This window comes from Mucilaginibacter sp. (genome assembly GCF_039207105.1).
Classification (GTDB): domain Bacteria; phylum Bacteroidota; class Bacteroidia; order Sphingobacteriales; family Sphingobacteriaceae; genus Mucilaginibacter.
Genome location: NZ_JBCECK010000043.1, coordinates 1 through 20920, shown reverse-complemented (window position 1 = coordinate 20920; position 20920 = coordinate 1). Strand labels below are relative to the sequence as shown.

At 41.2% G+C, this 20920-nt stretch carries 22 protein-coding genes; 9 read left to right on the top strand and 13 right to left on the bottom strand.

Features of this window, described 5'->3' with window-relative positions; all coding sequences use genetic code 11:
- Positions 1-39 precede the first annotated feature (39 nt).
- The gene (locus AAGC65_RS11180) at positions 40-1230 is read left to right on the top strand and encodes a PAS domain-containing sensor histidine kinase (RefSeq protein WP_343112533.1); all 1191 of its coding nucleotides are present in this window, start codon (positions 40-42) and stop codon (positions 1228-1230) included.
- Positions 1223-2266, top strand: a complete 1044-nt coding sequence (locus AAGC65_RS11175; protein ID WP_343112532.1) for a response regulator — start codon at positions 1223-1225, stop codon at positions 2264-2266. Before AAGC65_RS11180 ends, AAGC65_RS11175 begins: the two co-directional genes overlap by 8 nt.
- 62 nt (positions 2267-2328) lie before the next feature.
- Here AAGC65_RS11175 and AAGC65_RS11170 read toward each other — a convergent pair whose 3' ends face one another.
- The 8 genes from AAGC65_RS11170 to AAGC65_RS11135 all read right to left on the bottom strand — a co-directional run bounded on the left by AAGC65_RS11170 (position 2329) and on the right by AAGC65_RS11135 (position 8990).
- Positions 2329-3087 carry a hypothetical protein gene (locus tag AAGC65_RS11170; protein ID WP_343112531.1) on the bottom strand — a complete coding sequence of 253 codons (759 nt, stop codon included), beginning with the start codon at positions 3085-3087 and terminating at the stop codon, positions 2329-2331.
- Between the two features lie 136 nt (positions 3088-3223).
- Complete coding sequence (locus AAGC65_RS11165) at positions 3224-4474, bottom strand: HAMP domain-containing sensor histidine kinase (RefSeq protein ID WP_343112530.1); 1251 nt, start codon at positions 4472-4474, stop codon at positions 3224-3226.
- Positions 4474-5148: a response regulator transcription factor gene (locus tag AAGC65_RS11160; protein WP_343112529.1), complete on the bottom strand. Its 675-nt coding sequence runs from the start codon at positions 5146-5148 to the stop codon at positions 4474-4476. The genes AAGC65_RS11165 and AAGC65_RS11160 overlap by 1 nt, the downstream gene beginning before the upstream one ends.
- Positions 5149-5445: 297 nt before the next feature.
- Positions 5446-6135, bottom strand: coding sequence for a VIT1/CCC1 transporter family protein (locus AAGC65_RS11155; protein ID WP_343112528.1), 690 nt, complete (start codon positions 6133-6135; stop codon positions 5446-5448).
- Positions 6136-6141: 6 nt separating this feature from the next.
- Positions 6142-7365: a DUF3570 domain-containing protein gene (locus tag AAGC65_RS11150; protein WP_343112527.1), complete on the bottom strand. Its 1224-nt coding sequence runs from the start codon at positions 7363-7365 to the stop codon at positions 6142-6144.
- A gap of 13 nt (positions 7366-7378) precedes the next feature.
- Positions 7379-7606, bottom strand: a complete 228-nt coding sequence (locus tag AAGC65_RS11145) for a DUF4266 domain-containing protein (protein ID WP_343112526.1) — start codon at positions 7604-7606, stop codon at positions 7379-7381.
- A 3-nt stretch (positions 7607-7609) separates the two neighbouring features.
- Positions 7610-8566, bottom strand: coding sequence for an FAD:protein FMN transferase (locus tag AAGC65_RS11140; protein ID WP_343112525.1), 957 nt, complete (start codon positions 8564-8566; stop codon positions 7610-7612).
- Positions 8553-8990, bottom strand: coding sequence for a thioredoxin family protein (locus AAGC65_RS11135; protein WP_343112524.1), 438 nt, complete (start codon positions 8988-8990; stop codon positions 8553-8555). The genes AAGC65_RS11140 and AAGC65_RS11135 overlap by 14 nt, the downstream gene beginning before the upstream one ends.
- A gap of 159 nt (positions 8991-9149) precedes the next feature.
- Here AAGC65_RS11135 and AAGC65_RS11130 point away from each other — a divergent pair, with 159 nt between their 5' ends.
- From AAGC65_RS11130 to AAGC65_RS11110, 5 genes are all read left to right on the top strand, one after another.
- The gene (locus tag AAGC65_RS11130; RefSeq protein ID WP_343112523.1) at positions 9150-9545 is read left to right on the top strand and encodes a transcriptional repressor; all 396 of its coding nucleotides are present in this window, start codon (positions 9150-9152) and stop codon (positions 9543-9545) included.
- Positions 9546-9735: 190 nt separating this feature from the next.
- Positions 9736-10101, top strand: coding sequence for a hypothetical protein (locus AAGC65_RS11125; protein ID WP_343112522.1), 366 nt, complete (start codon positions 9736-9738; stop codon positions 10099-10101).
- A gap of 16 nt (positions 10102-10117) precedes the next feature.
- Positions 10118-11020: a universal stress protein gene (locus tag AAGC65_RS11120; RefSeq protein ID WP_343112521.1), complete on the top strand. Its 903-nt coding sequence runs from the start codon at positions 10118-10120 to the stop codon at positions 11018-11020.
- Positions 11020-12681 (top strand): HAD-IC family P-type ATPase, encoded by a 1662-nt coding sequence (locus AAGC65_RS11115; protein ID WP_343112520.1) that lies wholly within the window; start codon positions 11020-11022, stop codon positions 12679-12681. The genes AAGC65_RS11120 and AAGC65_RS11115 overlap by 1 nt, the downstream gene beginning before the upstream one ends.
- Positions 12660-13517 carry a cation-translocating P-type ATPase gene (locus AAGC65_RS11110; RefSeq protein WP_343112519.1) on the top strand — a complete coding sequence of 286 codons (858 nt, stop codon included), beginning with the start codon at positions 12660-12662 and terminating at the stop codon, positions 13515-13517. Before AAGC65_RS11115 ends, AAGC65_RS11110 begins: the two co-directional genes overlap by 22 nt.
- A gap of 246 nt (positions 13518-13763) precedes the next feature.
- Here AAGC65_RS11110 and AAGC65_RS11105 read toward each other — a convergent pair whose 3' ends face one another.
- The 5 genes from AAGC65_RS11105 to AAGC65_RS11090 form a co-directional block, all read right to left on the bottom strand.
- On the bottom strand, positions 13764-14249 hold the full coding sequence (locus tag AAGC65_RS11105; protein WP_343112518.1) for an inorganic diphosphatase: 486 nt from the start codon (positions 14247-14249) through the stop codon (positions 13764-13766).
- 116 nt (positions 14250-14365) lie between these two features.
- Positions 14366-14968 carry a short chain dehydrogenase gene (locus tag AAGC65_RS11100; protein ID WP_343112517.1) on the bottom strand — a complete coding sequence of 201 codons (603 nt, stop codon included), beginning with the start codon at positions 14966-14968 and terminating at the stop codon, positions 14366-14368.
- A 58-nt stretch (positions 14969-15026) separates the two neighbouring features.
- Positions 15027-15893 (bottom strand): AraC family transcriptional regulator, encoded by an 867-nt coding sequence (locus AAGC65_RS11095; protein ID WP_343112516.1) that lies wholly within the window; start codon positions 15891-15893, stop codon positions 15027-15029.
- Between the two features lie 87 nt (positions 15894-15980).
- Entirely contained in the window at positions 15981-16298 is a 318-nt protein-coding gene (locus tag AAGC65_RS26190; RefSeq protein ID WP_407940667.1) for a GNAT family N-acetyltransferase, read from the bottom strand.
- A gap of 699 nt (positions 16299-16997) precedes the next feature.
- Positions 16998-17219 carry a hypothetical protein gene (locus AAGC65_RS11090; protein ID WP_343112515.1) on the bottom strand — a complete coding sequence of 74 codons (222 nt, stop codon included), beginning with the start codon at positions 17217-17219 and terminating at the stop codon, positions 16998-17000.
- A gap of 763 nt (positions 17220-17982) precedes the next feature.
- On the opposite strand from AAGC65_RS11090, the gene AAGC65_RS11085 reads away from it, so the two are divergent.
- Together AAGC65_RS11085 and AAGC65_RS11080 are read left to right on the top strand one after the other, a co-directional pair.
- Positions 17983-19170, top strand: a complete 1188-nt coding sequence (locus AAGC65_RS11085) for a glycoside hydrolase family 2 TIM barrel-domain containing protein (RefSeq protein WP_343112514.1) — start codon at positions 17983-17985, stop codon at positions 19168-19170.
- On the top strand, positions 19167-20920 hold a 1754-nt coding region (locus tag AAGC65_RS11080), incomplete at its 3' end, for a glycosyltransferase family 2 protein (RefSeq protein WP_343112513.1). The genes AAGC65_RS11085 and AAGC65_RS11080, both read left to right, overlap by 4 nt.

Sequence of the window (20920 nt, the reverse complement as noted above, 5' to 3'; positions counted from 1 at the left end):
TGTTGATATTTGTGGTAACGATAACAACCAAATACCATTATGGAAAACGCAGCTTTGTTAAATGCCATAATTGAAAACGCCATAGACGGAATTATTACTATAGATGATTGCGGAAAAGTTGAGAGGATCAACCCTGCGGCTTGTAAACTATTTCAATATTCACCTGAAGAGGTCATTGGGCAAAATGTTTCCATGCTGATGCCTCCGCCCGACCGAGTGCAACACGATGAATACATTCACCGTTACCAGCGTACTGGTGACCCCCATATCATTGGAATCGGAAGAGAAGTGTTAGGCTTGAAAAAAGATGGTGCGCGATTTCCGTTCAGACTCGGTGTGAGTGAGGTTCAATTTTCAGGACGGAAGATTTATACCGGTTTTATCCATGACCTCACCCGGGAAAAAGATGCAGAAGAAACGCTGAGAGAATACGCTATGCATTTGGAGGATCTGGTCGAAGAGCGAACATTATCCCTAAAGCATTCTGTTGAAGAGATTCAAAAAGCTAAGGAAGAGGTAAGTCAGTCATTGGTCAAAGAAAAAGAATTAAGTCAGCTGAAAAGCAGGTTCGTTTCGATGGCATCTCACGAATTCCGAACGCCGTTGACTTCGGTGCAATTATCAGCGGTGCTGATTCAAAAATATGCCGAGGCATACGAAAACCCGAACATAGCCAAGCATGTTAACCAAATCAAAAACGCGGTAGCCAACTTAACCGGTATACTAAATGATTTCTTATCTCTGGAAAAGCTGGAAGCCGGAAAGGTAGCGCCAGTTTTTGTAGTTTTTGACCTGGTAAAATTTGCTGAAGATATTACTGAGGATATGCAAATAGCTGCAAAAAAAAATCAAACCATCATCTACCAGCATACCGGTGTTCACCGGGAGGTTAAACTTGACCAGAATCTGCTACGGAATTGCATCATTAACCTCATCGGCAATGCCATAAAATATTCGGGTGAGGATACTTTTATTGAATTCAATACGGAGATAAATGATACCAATTTTATTGTTTCCATCCGTGATAATGGAATAGGTATACCTGACACAGATCAGCGTCATCTTTTTGAGGCGTTTTTTCGTGCGCATAATACCGGGGATATACCAGGAACCGGCTTAGGTCTGAATATCGTTTCCCGTTATGTCAGGCTGATGGATGGTGAAATCCTGTTCAGTAGTATGGTAAACCGGGGTACTTCCTTTAATCTTAAATTTCCTTGCAATGCCTAAAAAAGTGTTGATCATTGAAGATAATAACCAGATCCGTGAGAACGTAGTGGAGATACTGGAACTTGCTGGCTATGAGGTATATGCTGCTAACAATGGAAAGGCGGGTATAGATCTGGCCAATAAAGAAGTTCCAGATCTAGTATTGTGTGATATCATGATGCCGGAACTTGATGGATACGGAGTTATTTTTATGCTCGGTAAAAGTCCGCAAACCGCTGCTATACCTTTTATTTTCCTAACCGCTAAAGCTGAAAGAGCCGATCTGCGCAAAGGAATGGAATTAGGAGCAGATGACTACCTTACCAAGCCTTTCGATGACATGGAATTGTTAAATGCTATCGAAAGCCGTCTAAAAAAGCAGGAGGCTCAAAAAAAAGTCTATAGCCAGTCCCTGGATCGCTTGCAACAGCTGATCGCAAAAAGTGGCGGTCTTACGGAGCTTAAAAGAATTATTATGGAACGGAAAAGCCGGGTATTCAAAAAGAATCAGGTGATCTATTATGAAAGTGATAAAGCTGTTAGTCTTCATCTGGTCATAAATGGAAGGGTCAAGACCTGCAAAATAGCTCCTGACGGCCGCGAACTAATGACCGGTATTTTTTTTGCTGAAAACTACCTGGGAATCCGGGCTGTACTTTCACATGAAAATTATTCAGATACAGCGATCGCTTTGGAAGATAGCACCCTGGTTTCTATCCCCACCGACATGCTGGAGCCGGTGCTTAATGAGTACCCGGAAATGGCCCGTGAATTTATTAAACTTTTAGCCGGTGATATTCGTGAAAAGGAAGAGCAACTTTTAAATATAGCTTATCAATCGGTGAGAAAGCGACTCGCTGAAGCTATTCTTCGCCTTTACCATAAAGACGGGGTTAATATTAAGATTTACCGGGAAGATCTTGCAGCGATGATTGGTATTGCCTCTGAAACCGTGAGCCGAACCTTGTCAGATTTTAAAGAGGAGCAGCTGATTGAAAAGAAAGGCAGTACCATCACCGTGTTAGATGCGGGCCGCTTGGCTAAAATGAAAAATTGATAACCAACCTGGTTAAAGTAAAAGATACAGCGCAAGTGTTACCCTCTTAATTAAGCAACTGGTTAAAAGCGTCTGCCGACAATAATCTTAACAATAGCTTTATCAGCACTTTGCGTAAAACCAAAACCAAGTCCGCCATTAAATTCCCATTTAGGGTCAAAGTTTAAATCCGTTGCAGCGAATAACTGATGATCCTGTTGCCGGAAAGCGTCATAATGAAAAAAAGGCCCTGTGCTTCCATAGTATTCCAATCCAAGTGCCACCACTTTGGTGACATCATAGCTGCCCTTCACGTTTGGCGAAAATGTAAATCCTCTGTTCTCGTCTGGCCCTCGAAAACTTTTCTCCAGGGTGGGATTTACCGAAAGATAGATTTTATTCCATTTTTTATCTATGATTGGTCTTATTTCCAAAGTGCTTGTATTGGCGGAAAATGAACTTTTTTGAAACCCAAATTCGGTTGAAATACTTACCCCAACCGGCCAGTTCCAATCGGCGGGCGCAGCAACTCTTGGCCGGATATGTGACCCTACATAGGCTGTTCGTCCGGCATCACCGATGGAATTGAAAATATAAAATCCGGTTTCAAACCAGGTTGTCCAGCCATGCGTAATCTCAATGGTCTCATGTTCGACATGGTTTGTGGGCAACTCCCCGTTGTTTACAGCTTTGCTTCCGTCGGCAGTATAGTTACTGTGGAGTTCCACCATAGTTTTGCCTTTTTCAACAGTTTCAGAACCATAAACCTGAATTTCATAATTGTCCTGCGCTTTGAGTTTAAGTGTGAGAAACGTAAGAATAAATAAACCTAAATATTTCATTCAAATAGTATTTTAAACAAATGCCTATCGCATTCATTTCAAAACTATCCCCGCAATCTGAAGTAAAATTGTAGTTATGTTTAGAGTTGTAACCGTATTAAAAAAGTGACAAAAAAAAGACCTAAACTCGAACCTTTCAAAGGCGGACCGAAAAAGCATGCCAGGGGTAGTCAAACTTATATTCAATGCCATATCCATAATGCTGGCAAATATTTTTAACCAAAGTCAAGCCCAGTCCTGTACCCTGTGATTCTTTTCCTTTTTGAAACCGGTCAAAGATCAACTGCTCATTTAAAGCCAGATCAGCCCCAGTATTTTTGATCGAAAGTAGATCCCCGTCTAGTGCTATAACAATTTTACCGCCCATAGTATTGTGCCGGATCGCATTACTAACCAGGTTATTTAGCAGGATATCAATCAAGTATTTACTAGCGAAGATATGGCTCGGTTTTATGTCTGAACTCAAAGAAAGGTCTTTTGATAATAAAAGTTCTTGAAATTGCAGCAATTTTTCACGTAAAACGACTTGTAGATCAATCGGTTCTTTATCAGTGATTGCCTTGTTTTCCAGCTTCGACAATAATAATAATGATTGGTTTAGTCGGCTTGATTTGTTAATGGAACTGTAAATATCAGTGATCTGTGCCAACTGTTCGGCACTTAAGGTTTCGTCCTGGATCAAAGTATCCAGTTTGGTTGTTACTACCGCTAACGGAGTCATCATTTCGTGAGATGCGTTCTCTGTAAATTCTTTCATCGACAGGTAATCATGAGTTACCCGCAAAGACATTTCTCTGATTGCCTCATTTAACTCGGTAAATTCGTCCACTTTACTTCTTTCACCCTTAAACTGGTTAGCTTCGGCTATATTGAACTCCTTTATTTCTTTCAGGGTCAATTGAAATGGCTTCCAAAGCCCGTTAAGCATGTATTTATTCGTGATAAAAAGTATAAATAACAACCCGGCAAGCAAGGTCAGCGTGATGGTAATAATTACTCCAATGAAATAACGCTGACTTTCCCGGGATATCGTGATGAGGACTTTATAATTTCCGGACTTTACCTTCACCAAATCTTCAACTGCTCGCCCCGGCTCAATTTGGCGTTCCCTGGGATTATAATAAGTGGTATCAAAAAAACGCTTTTGAAGATTCTGCTGACCAATTTTTACGAAGACGGCGTGATCTCTGTCCAGATCATAGCGCTGAGGATCCTGATCACTGGTGTGTATATAATCTTCGGCTTCCGTAAGTTGCTGCTGTAAGCTTCTATCCAACTGCTGTTGAGCGATAAAGTTGATAGCAAAAAAATAGATTACAGCGCCCGCAGTTAAAACCGATAAAGTAATATATATACCTGTTCGGGTGTAATGATCCGCTAATTTCATCAGCCGATAAATTTATAACCAAGACCATAAATAGACGTCAGGTAATCCCTGGCGCCTGCATCCACTAATTTCTTACGCAGATTCTTGATGTGGGTATAGATAAAATCAAAGCTGTCGTGCATATCCATTTCGTCACCCCAAAGATGTTCTGCGATAGCATTTTTGGAAATCACTTTACCTTTGTTTGCAATAAAGTACATCAACATATCATACTCTTTTCTTGTAAGGATAACGGCAGTTTCGTTTACTTCAACATTTCTGCCTAGTATATCAACCACAATTTCATTAAATACTAATTTATTGTTAGTATTCAATATTTTCCTTCGGTAAATAGCCATCATGCGGGCTTTCAGCTCAGCAAGGTGAAAAGGTTTGGTCAGGTAATCATCGGCACCAATATTTAGCCCTCTTACCTTATCATCCAAAGCATTCCGGGCAGAAATAATGAGCACAGCTTCTTTTTTTTTCTGAGTGCTGAGATATTCTAACACTCCAAAGCCCTCGCCATCCGGTAAGCCAATGTCAAGCAACACACAGTCATAATCATAGATGGCCAGCTTCTGTAGTGCCGGGTTAAGCGCACTGCAACTTTCACAAACATTACCATCTACGTTTAGATAGTTCGTGATATTTTCACGTAAGCCTTGTTCGTCTTCTATTACCAGTATTTTCAATGTCGCTTTTTATTTCTAAAATAAGGATAGTTCCTGTAGATATTCTGTAGTGATTTCAGCGGCAGGTTAATACCCCAATGAACAATTGATAGATACCAACCGGGTTAAACTATACTTTGAAAATTTTTCATGCACTAAAGCTCTTACCGTATGTGTCACTGCTTGCAACATTAATAGTGATAAATCTTGCTGAAGTGGAAACTAAGATTGACCAGGAATACAGCTGTTGCAGATTATGATTTCCCGTTTAATCTGAAAATTCCAAGGACAAAAATTAACCCGGCCAGCTTAAAGTTATTATTTCCCGGTAATCAGCTTTGCCATGAGAAAAGCTGCGCCCGCAGCAAGTGCGCCAATGATCACTACTTTTATCGCACCACTCAACGCGGGCTGACCCGTCATTTTACTTTTAAAATAACCGAAAATAAAAAGGCAGATCAGCGTTAAACCGCAGGAATACCATAGTGCTTCCTCGGCGCGATGGATAAATATATAAGGCGACAAGGGTATAATTCCGCCAACGACATAAGAAATCCCTATTGTCAACGCACTTTTGGTGGCTCTGTTAACATTAGGTTCTTCCAGACCTAACTCATATCGCATCATAAAGTCTACCCATTGTTTTCTGTCCTTGGCCAATTCATCAGCAATTTGCTGCTGCAGGGGCTCAGAGAGCCCAAAACCTGCAAATACTTCTTTTACTTCAGCCTTTTCCTGCTCAGGCAGTCGCGCCACTTCATCATATTCCCGTTTCAATTCAGACTGGTAATGATCTACCTCGGTACGCCCGGCCAAATACCCGCCCAATCCCATAGCTATGGAACCCGCAACAATTTCTGCGATGCCTGCTGTCACCACAAGCCCTGAAGAACTGATAGCGCCGCTTAAGCCGGCTGCCAAGGCAAATGGAACCGTTAAACCATCAGACATACCGATAACGATATCCCTGATCGTTTCGGAACTGGTGACATGATGCTCATAATGCATATTATTTTATTTAAACTTCATTGCTAAAGTTACAATGTTTGACTTTAAACCCGTTGATCTCATGTAATGGCCTGCTCTGATCTCAACCGAGTTAAAATGCTCCCAGCCAAATACCCCTGCCGGGGGCGACAATCGGATATTGGCGCCAACAAAATTACTGCTGAGAGTAGAAAGATCATAATCACTTGTATAGTAAGTAGCTGTAGGATTATGGTCTCCGTACGGTGCAAAATAGCGTGTGCCTTGTTGGTTATTATACCGGAAATAAGGACTTACGGATACAAACGGGGTTAACTTAATGGGAATTTCCACTTCTGCCGTATGGGCTCGGATGCCCCAGTTGTCCATATAGTAACGATAAAAGGTCCTGATGACGAAATGATCATCCAGAAAATAATTGAACCGCACGCCAATCGGCAACTTGTAACGGCTGGAGGGAAGATTCTCTACCCGCTCAGACCCGTCGGTAAAATAATCGCGTTGATATTTGGTCGCCAGTAATCCGTGTTGATAAGACGGTTCGATGATCACTAAAGCCTGCAACCGGGTCGATATGACCTGCGAAAGTGAAAATGATGTGCTGAAAGAATTTCTCGGACTATGGGCAACATCCCCCCCACCGTCCCTGTGGGAGCCTGAACCATAACCCGGTGGCCGCAATTCAACCGGTAATATCACTTTCCAGGTATCCAGAAATACCTGTCCCTTGAAATCAAACTGAGTGTTTTTATCCTCCGATACACGGGTTAAATTTACACCGGCACCCAAAGACTGATAATCAAACTCATGCGAGTAGGAACCTGTGAGTCCAAAAGCATTACCTGTTTTGTCATTCGAAACAGTCCAGTTAAGCGAAGGATATACCCGAGTATCTTGTCTGGACGCTGACGAAACACTATTCGGATCTATCTTATCGGATGACGCAGAGGTATAATGGTCTACACCTAGCTCAAAGCTGAACGTGTGCTTTTTGCCACTGGTACTGTATTTTGATAACTGTAGATCAAAGGTATTGGCAAAATCGGTTAATTTTTCTGTCCCAATACCTCCGGTAACTGCTGAATTATTTCCGTTCTGGTGATAATAGGCGGAAATAATATTGATTTCCTCAATTTTAAGCTTACGAGCCTCGTAATTACTGCTGTCCTGAACTAATGAGGTTTTGGTTTGAGCATGCGACGCTACTATCCCTAAATATAATGCGGCTACGCATAGATATATTTTTCTCATTTCCGGCTACGCATTAATTACATCCACAGCCGCCACCACTTTTTCCACCGTTCGCTCCCGACCCACCTTCCCGGTATAACTGGAAGCTTTGCTCAAACTTTTGAGATTTACGGGCCGATAATTCCATTTCAGCGTCGTTAAGCCTGTTCTTCTGATAAGCTTTCACCGACATGCAGGACGAGAAGCCAAAGGCAGTTAAACTACTTATAACTATTAATTTAATCAGGGATAATTTTTTCATTCGCTAATTCTTAACGTTAACATTTTTAGAGGTGTAGAGTCGGCCATCGTCATCAATGATTACGCATGCCAGATTTGGCAGTTGATTCACCAGATCAAGGCCCACTGGTATACCCATTACCATTACAGGAGTGGCCATCGCATCCGCAAATTCTGCACTCGGGCAGATAATGCTCACGCTTTTGATACCACTCACCGGAAGGCCGGTCTTAGGGTCTATGGTATGGGAGTATTTTTTGCCACCGATAATGGCGTATTTTTCATAATTGCCGGATGTAGCGATAGCCATATTACTGATATCAACCGTCGAGAACGGCGTCATTTGCTTGTCTGGATCAGCGATACCAATTGTCCAGGGACTATCGTCAGGTTGAGTTCCCCAGGTGATAAGATCCCCTCCTGCATTTACAATGCCGCTGCTTACCCCGTTTTGTTGAAGTAAAATCTTAGCCCGATCAGCTGCGTAACCTTTGCCTATTCCACCAAAACCTATCCGCATGCCTTTTTCTTTAAGGAACACGGTAGTATTTTGTTCGTTGAGAATCACATTCCTGTAATTGATCAAACCAACGGATTTACGGGCAATGACTGCATCCGGAAGCTTTTTCATATTGACGTCGAAGTTCCAAAGGCTCTTGTCGATAGAGCCATAGGTAATATCAAATGCCCCTTGTGTTAGTTCTGATATTTTTAAGGAACGCTCGATTAAGCGGTAAACTTCCTCATCGACTTTGGTTGGATTAATGCCTGCTGCTGCATTGATCTGATTGGTTTGACTCTCATCGTTGAACGTTGTGAGCAGTTTTTCGATCCTGCTAATCTCTGCTACGGCTAAATCAATGTGATGATTTGCCCATTCCCTATCATCACTCACCACGCTGATTTCAAAGCGGTTTCCCATGAGCTTCAAAATTCGTTTTTGAATGGTTTTTGAAAGCCCAATTCTGTCAGTGTACGGCATTGGCAAAAGGCTTTATTTGATTTATAAATTGTTCTGGTGTTTCATCCGGATACCCATCCCATTCCTTTAATACTTTCCCCTGTTCATCTAATAACAACGTGTAAGGAAATTTGCCTTCCGGATTGTATTTTTCTGCAAGCGCCTCATTGAGTTTCACTTGATCTTTACTTAACTGATTCTTTTTTTGCCGGGGGAAGTCCGCGCGCACCAAAACTAAATTCCCGGCAGCGAAATCCTTGAATTTTTCCGATTCCAGGATTTCTTTGCGTAACCGGATACAGGGGCCGCACCAATCTGATCCGGAAAAATTAACCATGATCACTTTATGAGACGCGGAGGCCACGATTTGCGCCTTGCTGAAGTCTCCAAGCCAGGTAATGGACGCACTGGCAAATAAGAATAGCACAATGGTTAATAATTTCATTCTATTGCTGTTTACTAAATATGGGTACCGACTGCCAGGTTGTTACTGATAAAATGCCACGGATATTATTTGCATCACCAGTGCAAGTTATGGGTGAAATTTGAAGCAAAATTGAAGTTGGAGAATTATCAATAGAAGAAAAACAAAACAGATATGCTTATGGAGAGTTTAATATTTAATCAAGTTCTAGAATCAACAAACTTAAACGAGCAACTACAGATTTGCTTCAAAATTCAATCCGACTTTAGTTGGTCAATGAATTACGTTATGACTAATGCCTTTCCATATAGATCATCGCATTCACGCCCAACAAAACAACAGCAACATCAGCAACTGATTATTGAACAGATTGTTGGTTATCTCGCTACGCTAAGGGAATATCAGGACGCTGAAAGCCTATGGTTTGACCTGATGAAGAAAGGTTCCAAGATGAGTATCAGTTCGTTTAACAACCGATTAAAAAAATTAGTTGAGTCGGGAATCGTTGAAAAAATATCTCATGGATATAATAAACACGTGTACCGCTTTAGGCATGATCGCGATTTGAACAAATAATAATAAATTGCCTTCCAGCCATCTTAAATTAGGTATTTCTGCCTTCGTTTTCAAAAATTACTTCATATTAACAATGTCGGAATCCAAATGAGAGGATATTTGAGGGAGTTAAGATGAAATACTGATTAACATCACTTTTTCATATGATTTAAGGCAACTCATGCATCAAAAAGAGCCAATATTTTTGTATATGAAAGTAACGGTTTTCGGTTTAGTAGCGTCAGATAAAGAGCAATTGGCGAAAGCCAATCAAAAAAAACATGAAATTACACTCATCTCAAATGAGTTGTCCCCTGAAACGGTTACGTTTGCCCATGGAAAGGATGCAGTCATTACCTATGGTAATGGGGTGTCATCAGCCATACTTAACCACCTAAATCGTATCGGTGTCAAAATTATATTTATCCCTCCTTTAGCATTCAATGATCTAACTAAGCAATCGGCTGCAAATTTGGGGATTAAGCTTGCCACTACGCTATCTGGTTCTGCGGAAGCCGCAGAATACATGATCCAAATCCTCGACAGCTATTCCTCCTTAACGGGCAATCAGTTGTAAACATAACTAAGCTATTATGAAAACAATACTTATGTTAACCGATTTTTCAGAGAATGCTACACACGCCCTAAAGTCGGCGTCGTTGCTCGTTGAAAAAATGCAGGCCGGGGTTCTATTGTTTAACTCGTATTATGATCATCCAATATTTCCCGTTTATGGGGGTGGCGCCCCGGTAATTGAACAATTGTTGCTCCGAAAAGAAGAAAGTACTGTCAAATTGATAAAACTGACAAATCAATTAAAACATATGTTTGCAAGGCAGTCAAAAAATATCTTTAAGCCGGTAATTGAATATATGGTTAGGAAAGGATCGGTTTACAGCAATGTACAACTTCTACTCAAGGAAAAGGATGTAGTGATGATTGTAATGGGCGGTAGCAGCAATAGCAGCCTTGAACACCTTTTCTTTGGATGCGATACAATGGAGGTTATTAGCAATTCGACCTGTCCGGTTATGGTTATCCCTGGCAAATCGGCATTCAACAAATTAAACAAACTTACCCTTGCAACAGCATTTGAACTGTCGGATATTAACGCGATCACTTATCTCGCTGATTTAGGTAAATCCATTGGTTTTGAAATTGACGTCGTGCATGTTTCCACATCAGCGGAAAAAGATCTCCTGGTTCAGGAACGAGCATTTTTAAATCATATAAATGCGCTTAAAGACGTGCGTATAACCTATCATCGGCTTCAGGGAAAAGACGTGATCAAGAGGCTTAATAGGTACTGCAAAGAAAACGGATCCGATATATTGGCATTAGTGCATTACAAACAAGGCTTCCTCTCAACACTTTTCAAACAAAGCACGACAAAAAAGACGCTATCCGGCCGTCACATTCCGTTGATGATAATTCCCTTCAACAATAATTTACAGCAAACTAGTTTTGAGCTCCATGAACCCGTAAAACAACTGTAATGCCTGTTAATAGCTTCAATTTAAAAGGATTAAGTAATGCCCAGGTTATCGCTGCAAGGAGGAAATATGGGCAAAATACGCTCCGGTTTAAAAATAAAAATTGGTTAATGAATATTATCAAAGCTTTGGTAGCAGAGCCAATGGTAATTATACTTTTCGCAGCATCTTGTATATATTTTGTAATTGGAAACATAGGCGATGGCATTTTTCTTGGAATAGCCATTATCATGGTGGCGGGAATTTCACTTTTTCAAGAGTCCCGGAGCCGAGACGCGCTCGAAAAATTGAAGAACTTTACTCAACCCCAATGCCGGGTCATTAGGAACGGGGAGGTCGTAGCGATAAAAAGAAATGAATTGGTAATTGGGGATAATTTGCTTATAGATGAAGGCACGTCCATCATGGGCGACGGCATTATTGTGCATTCGAATGACTTTTCAGTTGACGAGAGTATCCTTACCGGCGAATCTTTGGCAGTGTATAAAGATGTGTCATCTGCAGATAATTTAGTTTTTCAGGGTACGACAGTGACAAGTGGGCTCGCCGTTGCCCGTATAACAGCGATTGGCAGTCAAACCCACTTAGGTAAAATTGGCAAAAGTCTCGAATCAATTCCCGAAGAAAAAACTCCATTGGAGCTACAGATCAACAGGTTTGTAAATAAAATGGTAGTCGCCGGAATATTAGTATTTATTGTGGTTTGGACGATTAACTATCTTCGTTCCGGATGGATCTTAGATAGTTTTTTAAAAGCGCTTACCTTGGCAATGAGTATTTTGCCTGAAGAAATTCCAGTTGCATTTACCACTTTCATGGCCTTGGGTGCCTGGCGTCTGATGAAAATAGGTATTGTCGTTAAACAAATGAAGACGGTAGAAACGCTGGGTAGTGCATCTGTTATATGTACCGATAAAACCGGAACCATCACCCAGAATAAGATGAGCTTAGCTAAAATATATGCTGTTCAGCAAAATCAAGTCTTTGATGTGACAAATGATCTTTGGGATGAACCAGCGAAGGTACTGATTGAGCTGGCGATGTGGGCCAGCGAACCTATACCCTTCGATCCTATGGAGATGGCCTTGCATAAAGCTTATAGTGACAATTGTCTTTCAGACGAACGGAAAGAATTTCGATTAATTCACGAATACCCTTTAAGCGGTAAGCCACCTATGATGACCCATATTTTCGAAAACAGAAACGGAAATCGCATCATCGCATCTAAAGGTGCACCGGAGGCGTTGATGGCAATTTGCAACTTGAATGATGCAGAGAGCAAACAGATAAGCGAAGCTACCAAATTATTGGCTGCTGAAGGTTACCGGGTCTTAGGTTTAGGTGAAGCGAATTTTGCCGGCAATACTTTTCCACCTGAACAGCAAGATTTTGATTTCCTGTTTAAGGGCCTACTTGCCTTTTACGATCCACCTAAACATAATATTTCCAGTGTATTGCAAGCCTTCTATAAGGCTGGGATAGCTGTGAAAATTATCACCGGGGACAACGCAGAAACTACCGGGGCGATTGCCCGGCAGATTGGCTTTTATGGTTATGACCAGGTGATCAGCGGAGATGAGCTCATGTTACTATCTGATAGTGAACTCCGGCAAGTAGTGACATCTAAAATATTTTCACACGTATGTTTCCGGATGCTAAGCTAAAGATCATTAACGCCTTAAAATCTAATCATGAAATTGTAGCGATGACCGGCGATGGAGTAAATGACGGACCTGCATTAAAAGCTGCACACATTGGCATCGCAATGGGTAAAAAGGGGACCGAAATTGCGAAGCAAGCCGCCTCGTTGATATTATTAAATGATGACCTTTCTAAAATGGTAGATGCGGTAGCATCAGGGAGACGTATTTATGAAAATCTTAAGAAAGCGATACGGTATATCATTTCGATACATATTCCAATTATATTGACGGTGTTTATTCCGTTGTCTTTGGGTTGGACATACCCGAGTATTTTTTCTCCCGTCCATATCATTTTTATGGAGCTGATCATGGGACCGACCTGTTCTATTATTTATGAGAACGAGCCGATGGAAAAAAATGCCATGTTGAAACGTCCGCGACGTTGGGAGACAACATTTTTTAATTGGAAAGAATTAATCATAAGTATTGTTCAAGGATTAATAATTATTACAGCTACCCTGGCAATCTATCAATATGCCGTTAGGCATGGCGCCACCGAAATATTCACCCGTAGTATGGTCTTCATTTGTTTAATTTCTGCGAACATTGCACTTACTTTGATTAATCGTTCTTTCTACTACCCGATCTTCACAACAATCAGGTACAAAAATAATCTGGTGCCATTAATCGTCATCATAACTATGCTTATATCTATTTTGCTACTTTATTTTAATCCGTTGGCTACTTTGCTGGGTTTTGAAGGACTTAGCGCATGGGCATTAACAGTAAGCGTAGCTGCCGGCTTATGCTCAGTATCATGGTTTGAAATATTCAAATGGTGGCTGCGGCAAAAATAATGCGCTTTTACGTTAAATTAAGTGTATCCATCTATTAAATTGAAAATCAACTAAATAATTTTTCAGAACCAATCGGCCTCCCCATCAATAATTCAATAATAAGAATTAGAGGATAAATAGACAAACCATCAGTATACGAATAACGAGACGCCCGGCAAATAGCAGCATGATCATTGTATATCCAAACCTGCCATTCACGCATTAACTTACATAACCCGCTCGATTATTGCCAGCATAATCTGCACTTCAGGCTGTTAATAAATTACCTCCGGCAGGCGTTGACCGCATTTCCATCACCTTACACGGTTCGGCAGCCATTGTGTTGTAAGATCTAAAGAAATCATCCAGCCGTTCAAGATAATGTCCGGATAATTGACCAATATGATTGATGCCGGCAAACTTTGCAGCAGAGACTGGAACACCAATCAGCCGCTCGTAATAAACGTTCCTGCCGTCACATTCTACTACCTCTGCCTGCATGCTACCTACGATCCGACATTTGACCAGACATCCCGGATAACTACCCGAGTCAGCGATCAAAACAATTTTGGAGCCAATCCGATGCTCCGTTATCGTATCCGTAATAAATCCGAAATCAAAAGGATAGACCATGCCCTCCAGGAGGATCCGGTCCAGCGTAAAACGTTCTTCTTTTTGATTATAGCTTAACTGATGATTATAGCCTTGAGGGCATTCGATCATCGCGGCCACCTCAGTTATCTCCTTCCTCATTATGAACTAAAACTTATCAAAAAACCTACAAGAATTGCTATTTACCGGGAAAGCGATTTATTGATATTTTTGTTTGAAAATATAATTAAGATCTCCATCAGATGGAGGTCTGTTCCTCAGGAATAGACCTTTAATATTTCGCCGTTTACAGCGCCTTTGACACTCAGGACATAGGCGTTAACTAATTTGTTCATCGGCACCAGATTATACCCGGGGAAGAATTCACCATACCTTTCCTTACTATCTTCCACCAAGCCGGGACTCACTACGTTAATCCGTTTGTCCTGTCTCAGTTCCTGAGCAGCAGCCAATACAAAACTATTGACTGCCCCGTTGATCATAGCTACTGCCGTCCCATTTTTTGCAGGGTGAACAGCTGCGATGCCACTGGTTAACGTAAAAGAACCTTCCGGAGACAAAAAATCCTTTCCGATTAGAACCAGATTAATCTGTCCCAATAATTTTCCTTGAATACCCGGAAGCAGATGGTCTTGTGTCATTGTATCAAATGGGCCGTAATAACCTGTACCGGCTGTACAGATTACGGCGTCGACAAAACCGGTATGTTGAAACATGGTTCGGATAGATTCCGGTGAGGAAATATCCACTTTTACATCTCCGGAATGTCTACCGGCAATGATCAATTCGTTACCTTCTTTTAAGCCGCGGCAAACTCGCTTCCCAATAGTGCCTTGACCACCTATTACTAAAATTTTCATAATTAACTATTTTGAGTAAAGGTATCGGCAACGGAAAAGCGGCATTATAACAAACGGCTCAACTCTTGTTCTTTTTAGATCTTATTTCCTGAGGAGATACTCCAAATGCCCGTTTAAAGGCTTTGCTAAAATAAGATGGATTTTCAAAAGCGCAGGTCGCTGCTATCTCCATCACCGATTGATTGGAGTTCTGCAACAACGTCCTGGCATGATTCAGCCGGTATTGATTAATAAATGCCCGGGGCGACATCTGATAACGGTCCCGGAAGTCCCTTTTAAAGCTGGCAAGGCTGCGATTACAAAGTCTGGCCAATTCTGCAATCGTGACTGGTTGCAGCAAATAATTCTGCACAATATAATCCATGCTGCTATCAGATACTCCTGCCGCGGAATTAATGAATTGCTGAATATCGTGTTGATAGCCTGTGGCCAGTAACAGTGTCAAAATTTCTCGTTGCTTGTGCGGCATCAGCCTGTCATAGTCGCAAACGCTGTACTCAAAGTATCTTCGGAATTGTAATTTAAAATCCTGAATAAGCGGTGTCAACGGAAAAACCAAACAAGGATTAAAAAATGACCCGGCACCTCGTTTAGGCGGTCCGCTGGTAAATTCTTTCAGTATCTTTTCCGGCAGAAATATCATCAATGCCTCATATGATGAAGATATGGATTCTAAGAATTCCGCCATTACATAAATTCCTTTCTTCAATAAAAAAACTTTATCTGAGGTCACCTCTATAGTCCTATCGGACAGATGCAATAATTTAACACCATTGATAACAAAAATTAGTGTATCCGAAGCAAGGAAAATAGTTTTCTTTCCGGCCTGGGATTCAATTTTCAGTTTGGCGAATACCTGGGTTTCTCCGGTTAACCAGGTAGGGTCACCAGCGGATGGCGGGTTATGCGGAAATCGGTATAACATCCGGCAAATATGTATATTAATAATTTGACGCCTTTTATCTATTGGTAGATAAGTTGATAAAAATTTACCTGGTAAAATTACGGCAACTTATAAAATCATGTAATGAGTTGCTTTATAGACATCGGATTGCTGAAATCCCAATGATTGATAGAATTTGAAAGCATCAGGATTATCGGTGTATAAACGTATTGTTGTAAAATTCTGACGGGCAGCACCAATAACTGCATGTATCAAAATCGAAGCATAGCCTTTTCGACGCTGCATCGGTAAAACATAGAGATGCCGGATTCGTCCGATAGTCGGATCAGCTATATAACAATCTTTGTTTAGGCCGCATATTCCGAGAATTTCGGTGCCTAAAAAAAGGCCTAACAGCAACTCGCCGGGTCGATCAAATTTATTGATGCCGCTTTGCCAATCTTCGACAGTTTTTTCACAAATTCAAAACCTTCCTTGACGGATAGATCAACCAGATTATTCACCGATGAAAAATTGAGATCATTGATGACAATTAATTTAAGTTCTGCAGCCAAATTCATTGCTATAAGTTAACCGGGCGATATGATCAATTATAGGACACTATTTTATGATGAATTCAGGCCACCTGCAATGCTTCCTATAATAAAGCAAACTTACCATAAAAGCCTGCAAGTGCTGCAGCTACAGATAAAACTGTTCTTCCATATCTTTACTTGCAATGTTACGCTAAAATAAATCCTTTAACGACATCACCGGCATGAACCGGACATTTTCTCGATACCCGATTCAGTACCGGGATTTGTGAACGTTTTAGCCCGGCAACCTGGGTTGAAACAAATCACTGTATCAAGGTTGTTACAATACCATCCGGTTACTACTCAGTAATAGCTAAATTACCGTGTAATAAATGAGACACGTTGTCCTTCTTTTTAAGGGTTTCAATACCGTAAGGCATCGCTTTCAAATTTGATGATGATAAGGCATGCCCCCACGGCAATCTCTTTCAGGTGTAGCTTTTTAAAGAATTCACAAAAAAAGGCCAGAACCCCTCCTGACCTTTTATAAAACTGACGTTTTTAACTTTACTTTGTAATTATGCTATAAATAGAACAATAAATGAGCCAACTAACTGAGCCCGATAGCGCTCCTTTTCGCGTGATGGAGTGATTTGTAATTCTGTAACTCATCTTTCGTAAAATAGTTTTCGATGTTTCTCAGCTCCCCGTTTACCTCGAACATGTATTTTCTGAGCTTGCCGGTCTTATACGGTGTTAGTTTGCAGTCCATACCCTGCCGGCGTTTTGTTTGAATAAAAGCTTGCAGCCATCGTTCCAGTTGTTCGTTCATTGCGCTATATAATAGTGTAAGGCTTATGATAATTGTCTGCCACTACTCAAAATCCGGGCCGCTATTTTAGTATCAGCGGGCGGCTTATTTGGGGCTACTTTATCGCCCTGGGCAGTTCAGCTAACGCAGTTGGGATTATTATTTTGGTCGCCTCGACCTGATTCATAATTCTTTTGGATTTTTCAAACGGATAATTATGATCAGAACTATCATGTCGCTTGTGTTCTTTTTTGCCCACGATCATTTCCGGAACAAAACAGTTCCGACCGTTAGTTGTATAAGCTATATATACAAGTCAGTAAATTCTCTGTATCATGCACCCCGACGATCGCATATTCTGGTTAGCTGTAAAATTGTATACGTTGATCTTTTTTTTTCTTTGGGGCTAAACATCAAGTGCAGTCAGCAGTAAACATCTGCAATGGCTCATATTTAGCAGTTGTAATAAGGAGTAAATACTATTAAATCGCTGAACTAAGAATCAAATTTATCGTATAAGCTCAAATTTACTTTAGTTTGCATAGGAAAGGTATTTTATATGTACCCTAAAGCCTATGATTATCTCTATATGACTGAGCGAACCGTATTGAAAAGTTCCATTTTTAATTTTAAAAAATGCCGAATTCGTTTTATACATTTTCTTTTTTTTAACAGCATCTTTATCACCTCCGTAATTTGCTTTTTATGCTTAGCCTGCAACCATCCGCAACCTGTTAAGTTCGTAAAGAAAGGTGTTTATATAAAAAAAGAGCGCGGCAGGTATATGTTATATCGTAATGGCGAACCATTTCTCATAAAAGGAGCATCCGGTTTTACCAATTTAAAACAACTGCGGGAAGCAGGCGGCAATACGATAAGGGTTTGGGATACTTTAAATTTAGCGAAAATTCTAGATTCGGCACAGGCCAATCATTTAGCGGTGATAGCGGGGCTGCCAATGCCCTCAAGTGAAAACCTCGACGACTTTTACAAAAGCCCTAAAGCGGCTATGTACACCAGTAAGCTTACCGGTATTGTACAGCGTTTTAAAAATCATCCTGCGCTACTGGCCTGGTGCCTGGGCAATGAGCTGGCGTTTCCGAACAAGCCAAAATATAATCAGTTCTATGCCGTATTCAATGGGCTGATTGACATGATTCATCAGCAAGATCCCAGGCATCCCGTGACCACAACGATCATGACCTTTCAAAAGAAAAATATCATGAATATCAAGCTGAGGACAACGATCGACTTCATCTCGTTCAACATATTTGGTTCTATTCAAACCCTGCAGGAAGACCTTGAAAAATTCAAGTGGTTTTGGGATGGCCCTTTTTTAATTACGGAATGGGGAATTGAAGGTCCCTGGCTTGCGGAGAATCAAAATGCCTGGGGCGCCTATATCGAAAGCACAAGCACAAAAAAAGCGGAACAATACCTTGCTAATTACCAAAAATATATGCCTGTTAACAATCTTAGGTTTTTAGGGTCAATGGTGTTTTACTGGGGGCAAAAACAGGAGTTGACCCCAACGTGGTTCAGCCTTTTTGATGAGAATGGCGCTGAAACCGAAGCGGTCCAGGTCATGCGATATATTTGGACAGGTAAAAAAGCGACGGAAAAGCCCCCTATGCTGAAATACATGTTATTAGCCGGGCAAGGCGCAAGAGATAATATCCTGTTTCAACCCGATGCCACAGCTGGCAGTAAGGTTTATTTTGAAAATGCAGATACCCTCGGTTTAACATTTAAATGGAAAGTAATCGAGGAAGACTGGTTTAAACCTAACGGTATTTTCAGCGAAAAAAAACCGAAGGAAATCAATCATTTAATTATTCGGCAAAGCGGATCGGAGATCAGCTTTAAGGTGCCGGGGAAAGAAGGCCCCTATCGCCTGCTGGTATATGTATATAATAAAAAAGGCGCCTTTGCCACTTCGAATACGCCCTTTTATGTCTTAAAAAATCCATGAGTAATCACTTAATTAAAGCACCCACTAAATCGCAACTGTTTGGTTTGAGAACGATGATTGTCATCGGTGTGTTTTGCATGCTTTTTTTTACACATAGCCTGCTCCGGAAATCGGTTATCGGGAATCAGCCGCTTTACTGGTTACTCCTATCTACGTTTGTTTATACCTTTTTCAAGATATTATATGAGTGGTATCACTATTGGGCGATAGCTGTTCCTCCGGATTCACCGGTGACCAAACCTTATACCGTGGATATTTTTACCACATTCTGTGCGGGTGAACCCTATGAAATGATCGTCGAAACCCTTACCGCTATTCAGGCGATACGGTACCCTCATCAGACTTTTTTATGTGACGAGGCCGATGATCCCTATTTAAAAACGGTATGTAAAGAGCTCGGCGTTCACCATGTTACCCGAACAAAAAAAATAAATGCGAAGGCCGGTAACATCAACAATGCATTAGCCCAATCATCCGGGGAGTTATGTGTGATACTTGACCCGGATCATGTACCGGCTCCTGAATTTCTGGACTCTATAGTTGGCCATTTCGACAATCCTGAAATTGGTTATGTGCAAATTGTGCAGGCTTATTACAACCAGCAAATCGGATGGGTAGCTAAAGGCGCGGCACAACAAACCTATCAGTTTTACGGGCCGATGATGATGTGCATGAATAGTTATGGAACCGTTCAGGCTATAGGAGCCAACTGCACTTTCAGACGAACAGCCTTGGAATCCATTGGCGGTCATGCCGCAGGGCTGGCTGAGGACATGCATACAGCCATGCAGTTGCATGCACGCCAATGGAAATCTGTTTATGTGCCCGCTGTTTTAACCAGGGGCCTGGTACCGGCCACCTTATCGGCATATTATAAGCAGCAATTGAAATGGTCACGGGGTGTTTTTGAGCTTTTGGTAACGTCTTACATTAAGCTGTTTGGAAAACTCAGCTGGCGACAGAAATTGCACTATGGCCTTTTGCCGTTGTTTTATTTATCTGGCTTTGTATTCCTGATCAACTTTTCAATTCCGGTCATTTCCCTGTTCATGGATACATTTCCCCTGAAAATGGATTTTTCCGAATTTTTAATTATAAGTATCCCTTTTATCACCTCAGTTGTTTTGATCAGGCATTTTGTGCAGCAGTGGGTAATGGAGGATAATGAACGGGGATTTCATGTCGTTGGCGGATTATTGCTTATTGGCACCTGGTGGGTCTTTATATTAGGCTTCATCTATACCATCATCAGAAAAGATGTACCCTATATCGCTACGCCAAAAGATGTCAGAGATGAGAAAAATTTAAAATATAATCTTCCTAATATTTTTGTGCTGGCAGTGTCTGTTGTTGCAATTGTTTACGGCCTTTATAATGACTGGAGCCCCTTTACGCTTTTTATGGCGGGTATTGTCAGCCTGAACTGCATGTTCATGATCTTTATGCTCATAGCAAGTTCAGAACTCAAATTTCAGGCGTACCTGGATAAACATGCGAAATTACTGGGCATCGTTTCACAAGTGAAACAGATTAAAAAACATTTTTGGCTGCTGCGACGAAAAGTATATGTCGGTGTGAGAAAGGTAAGCCTGTTGCTTACCGTATCCGTGGTATGCTTCAGCATTTATGCATCACAGCATGCCGACGACGACACAACCGTTGATAGCCAAAAACATGCTCCGGCTGTTTATCATTTTACCCAACAACAGCCTGGGTCGGACTCCCTGATGACTAAATGGGGGGAACAGGA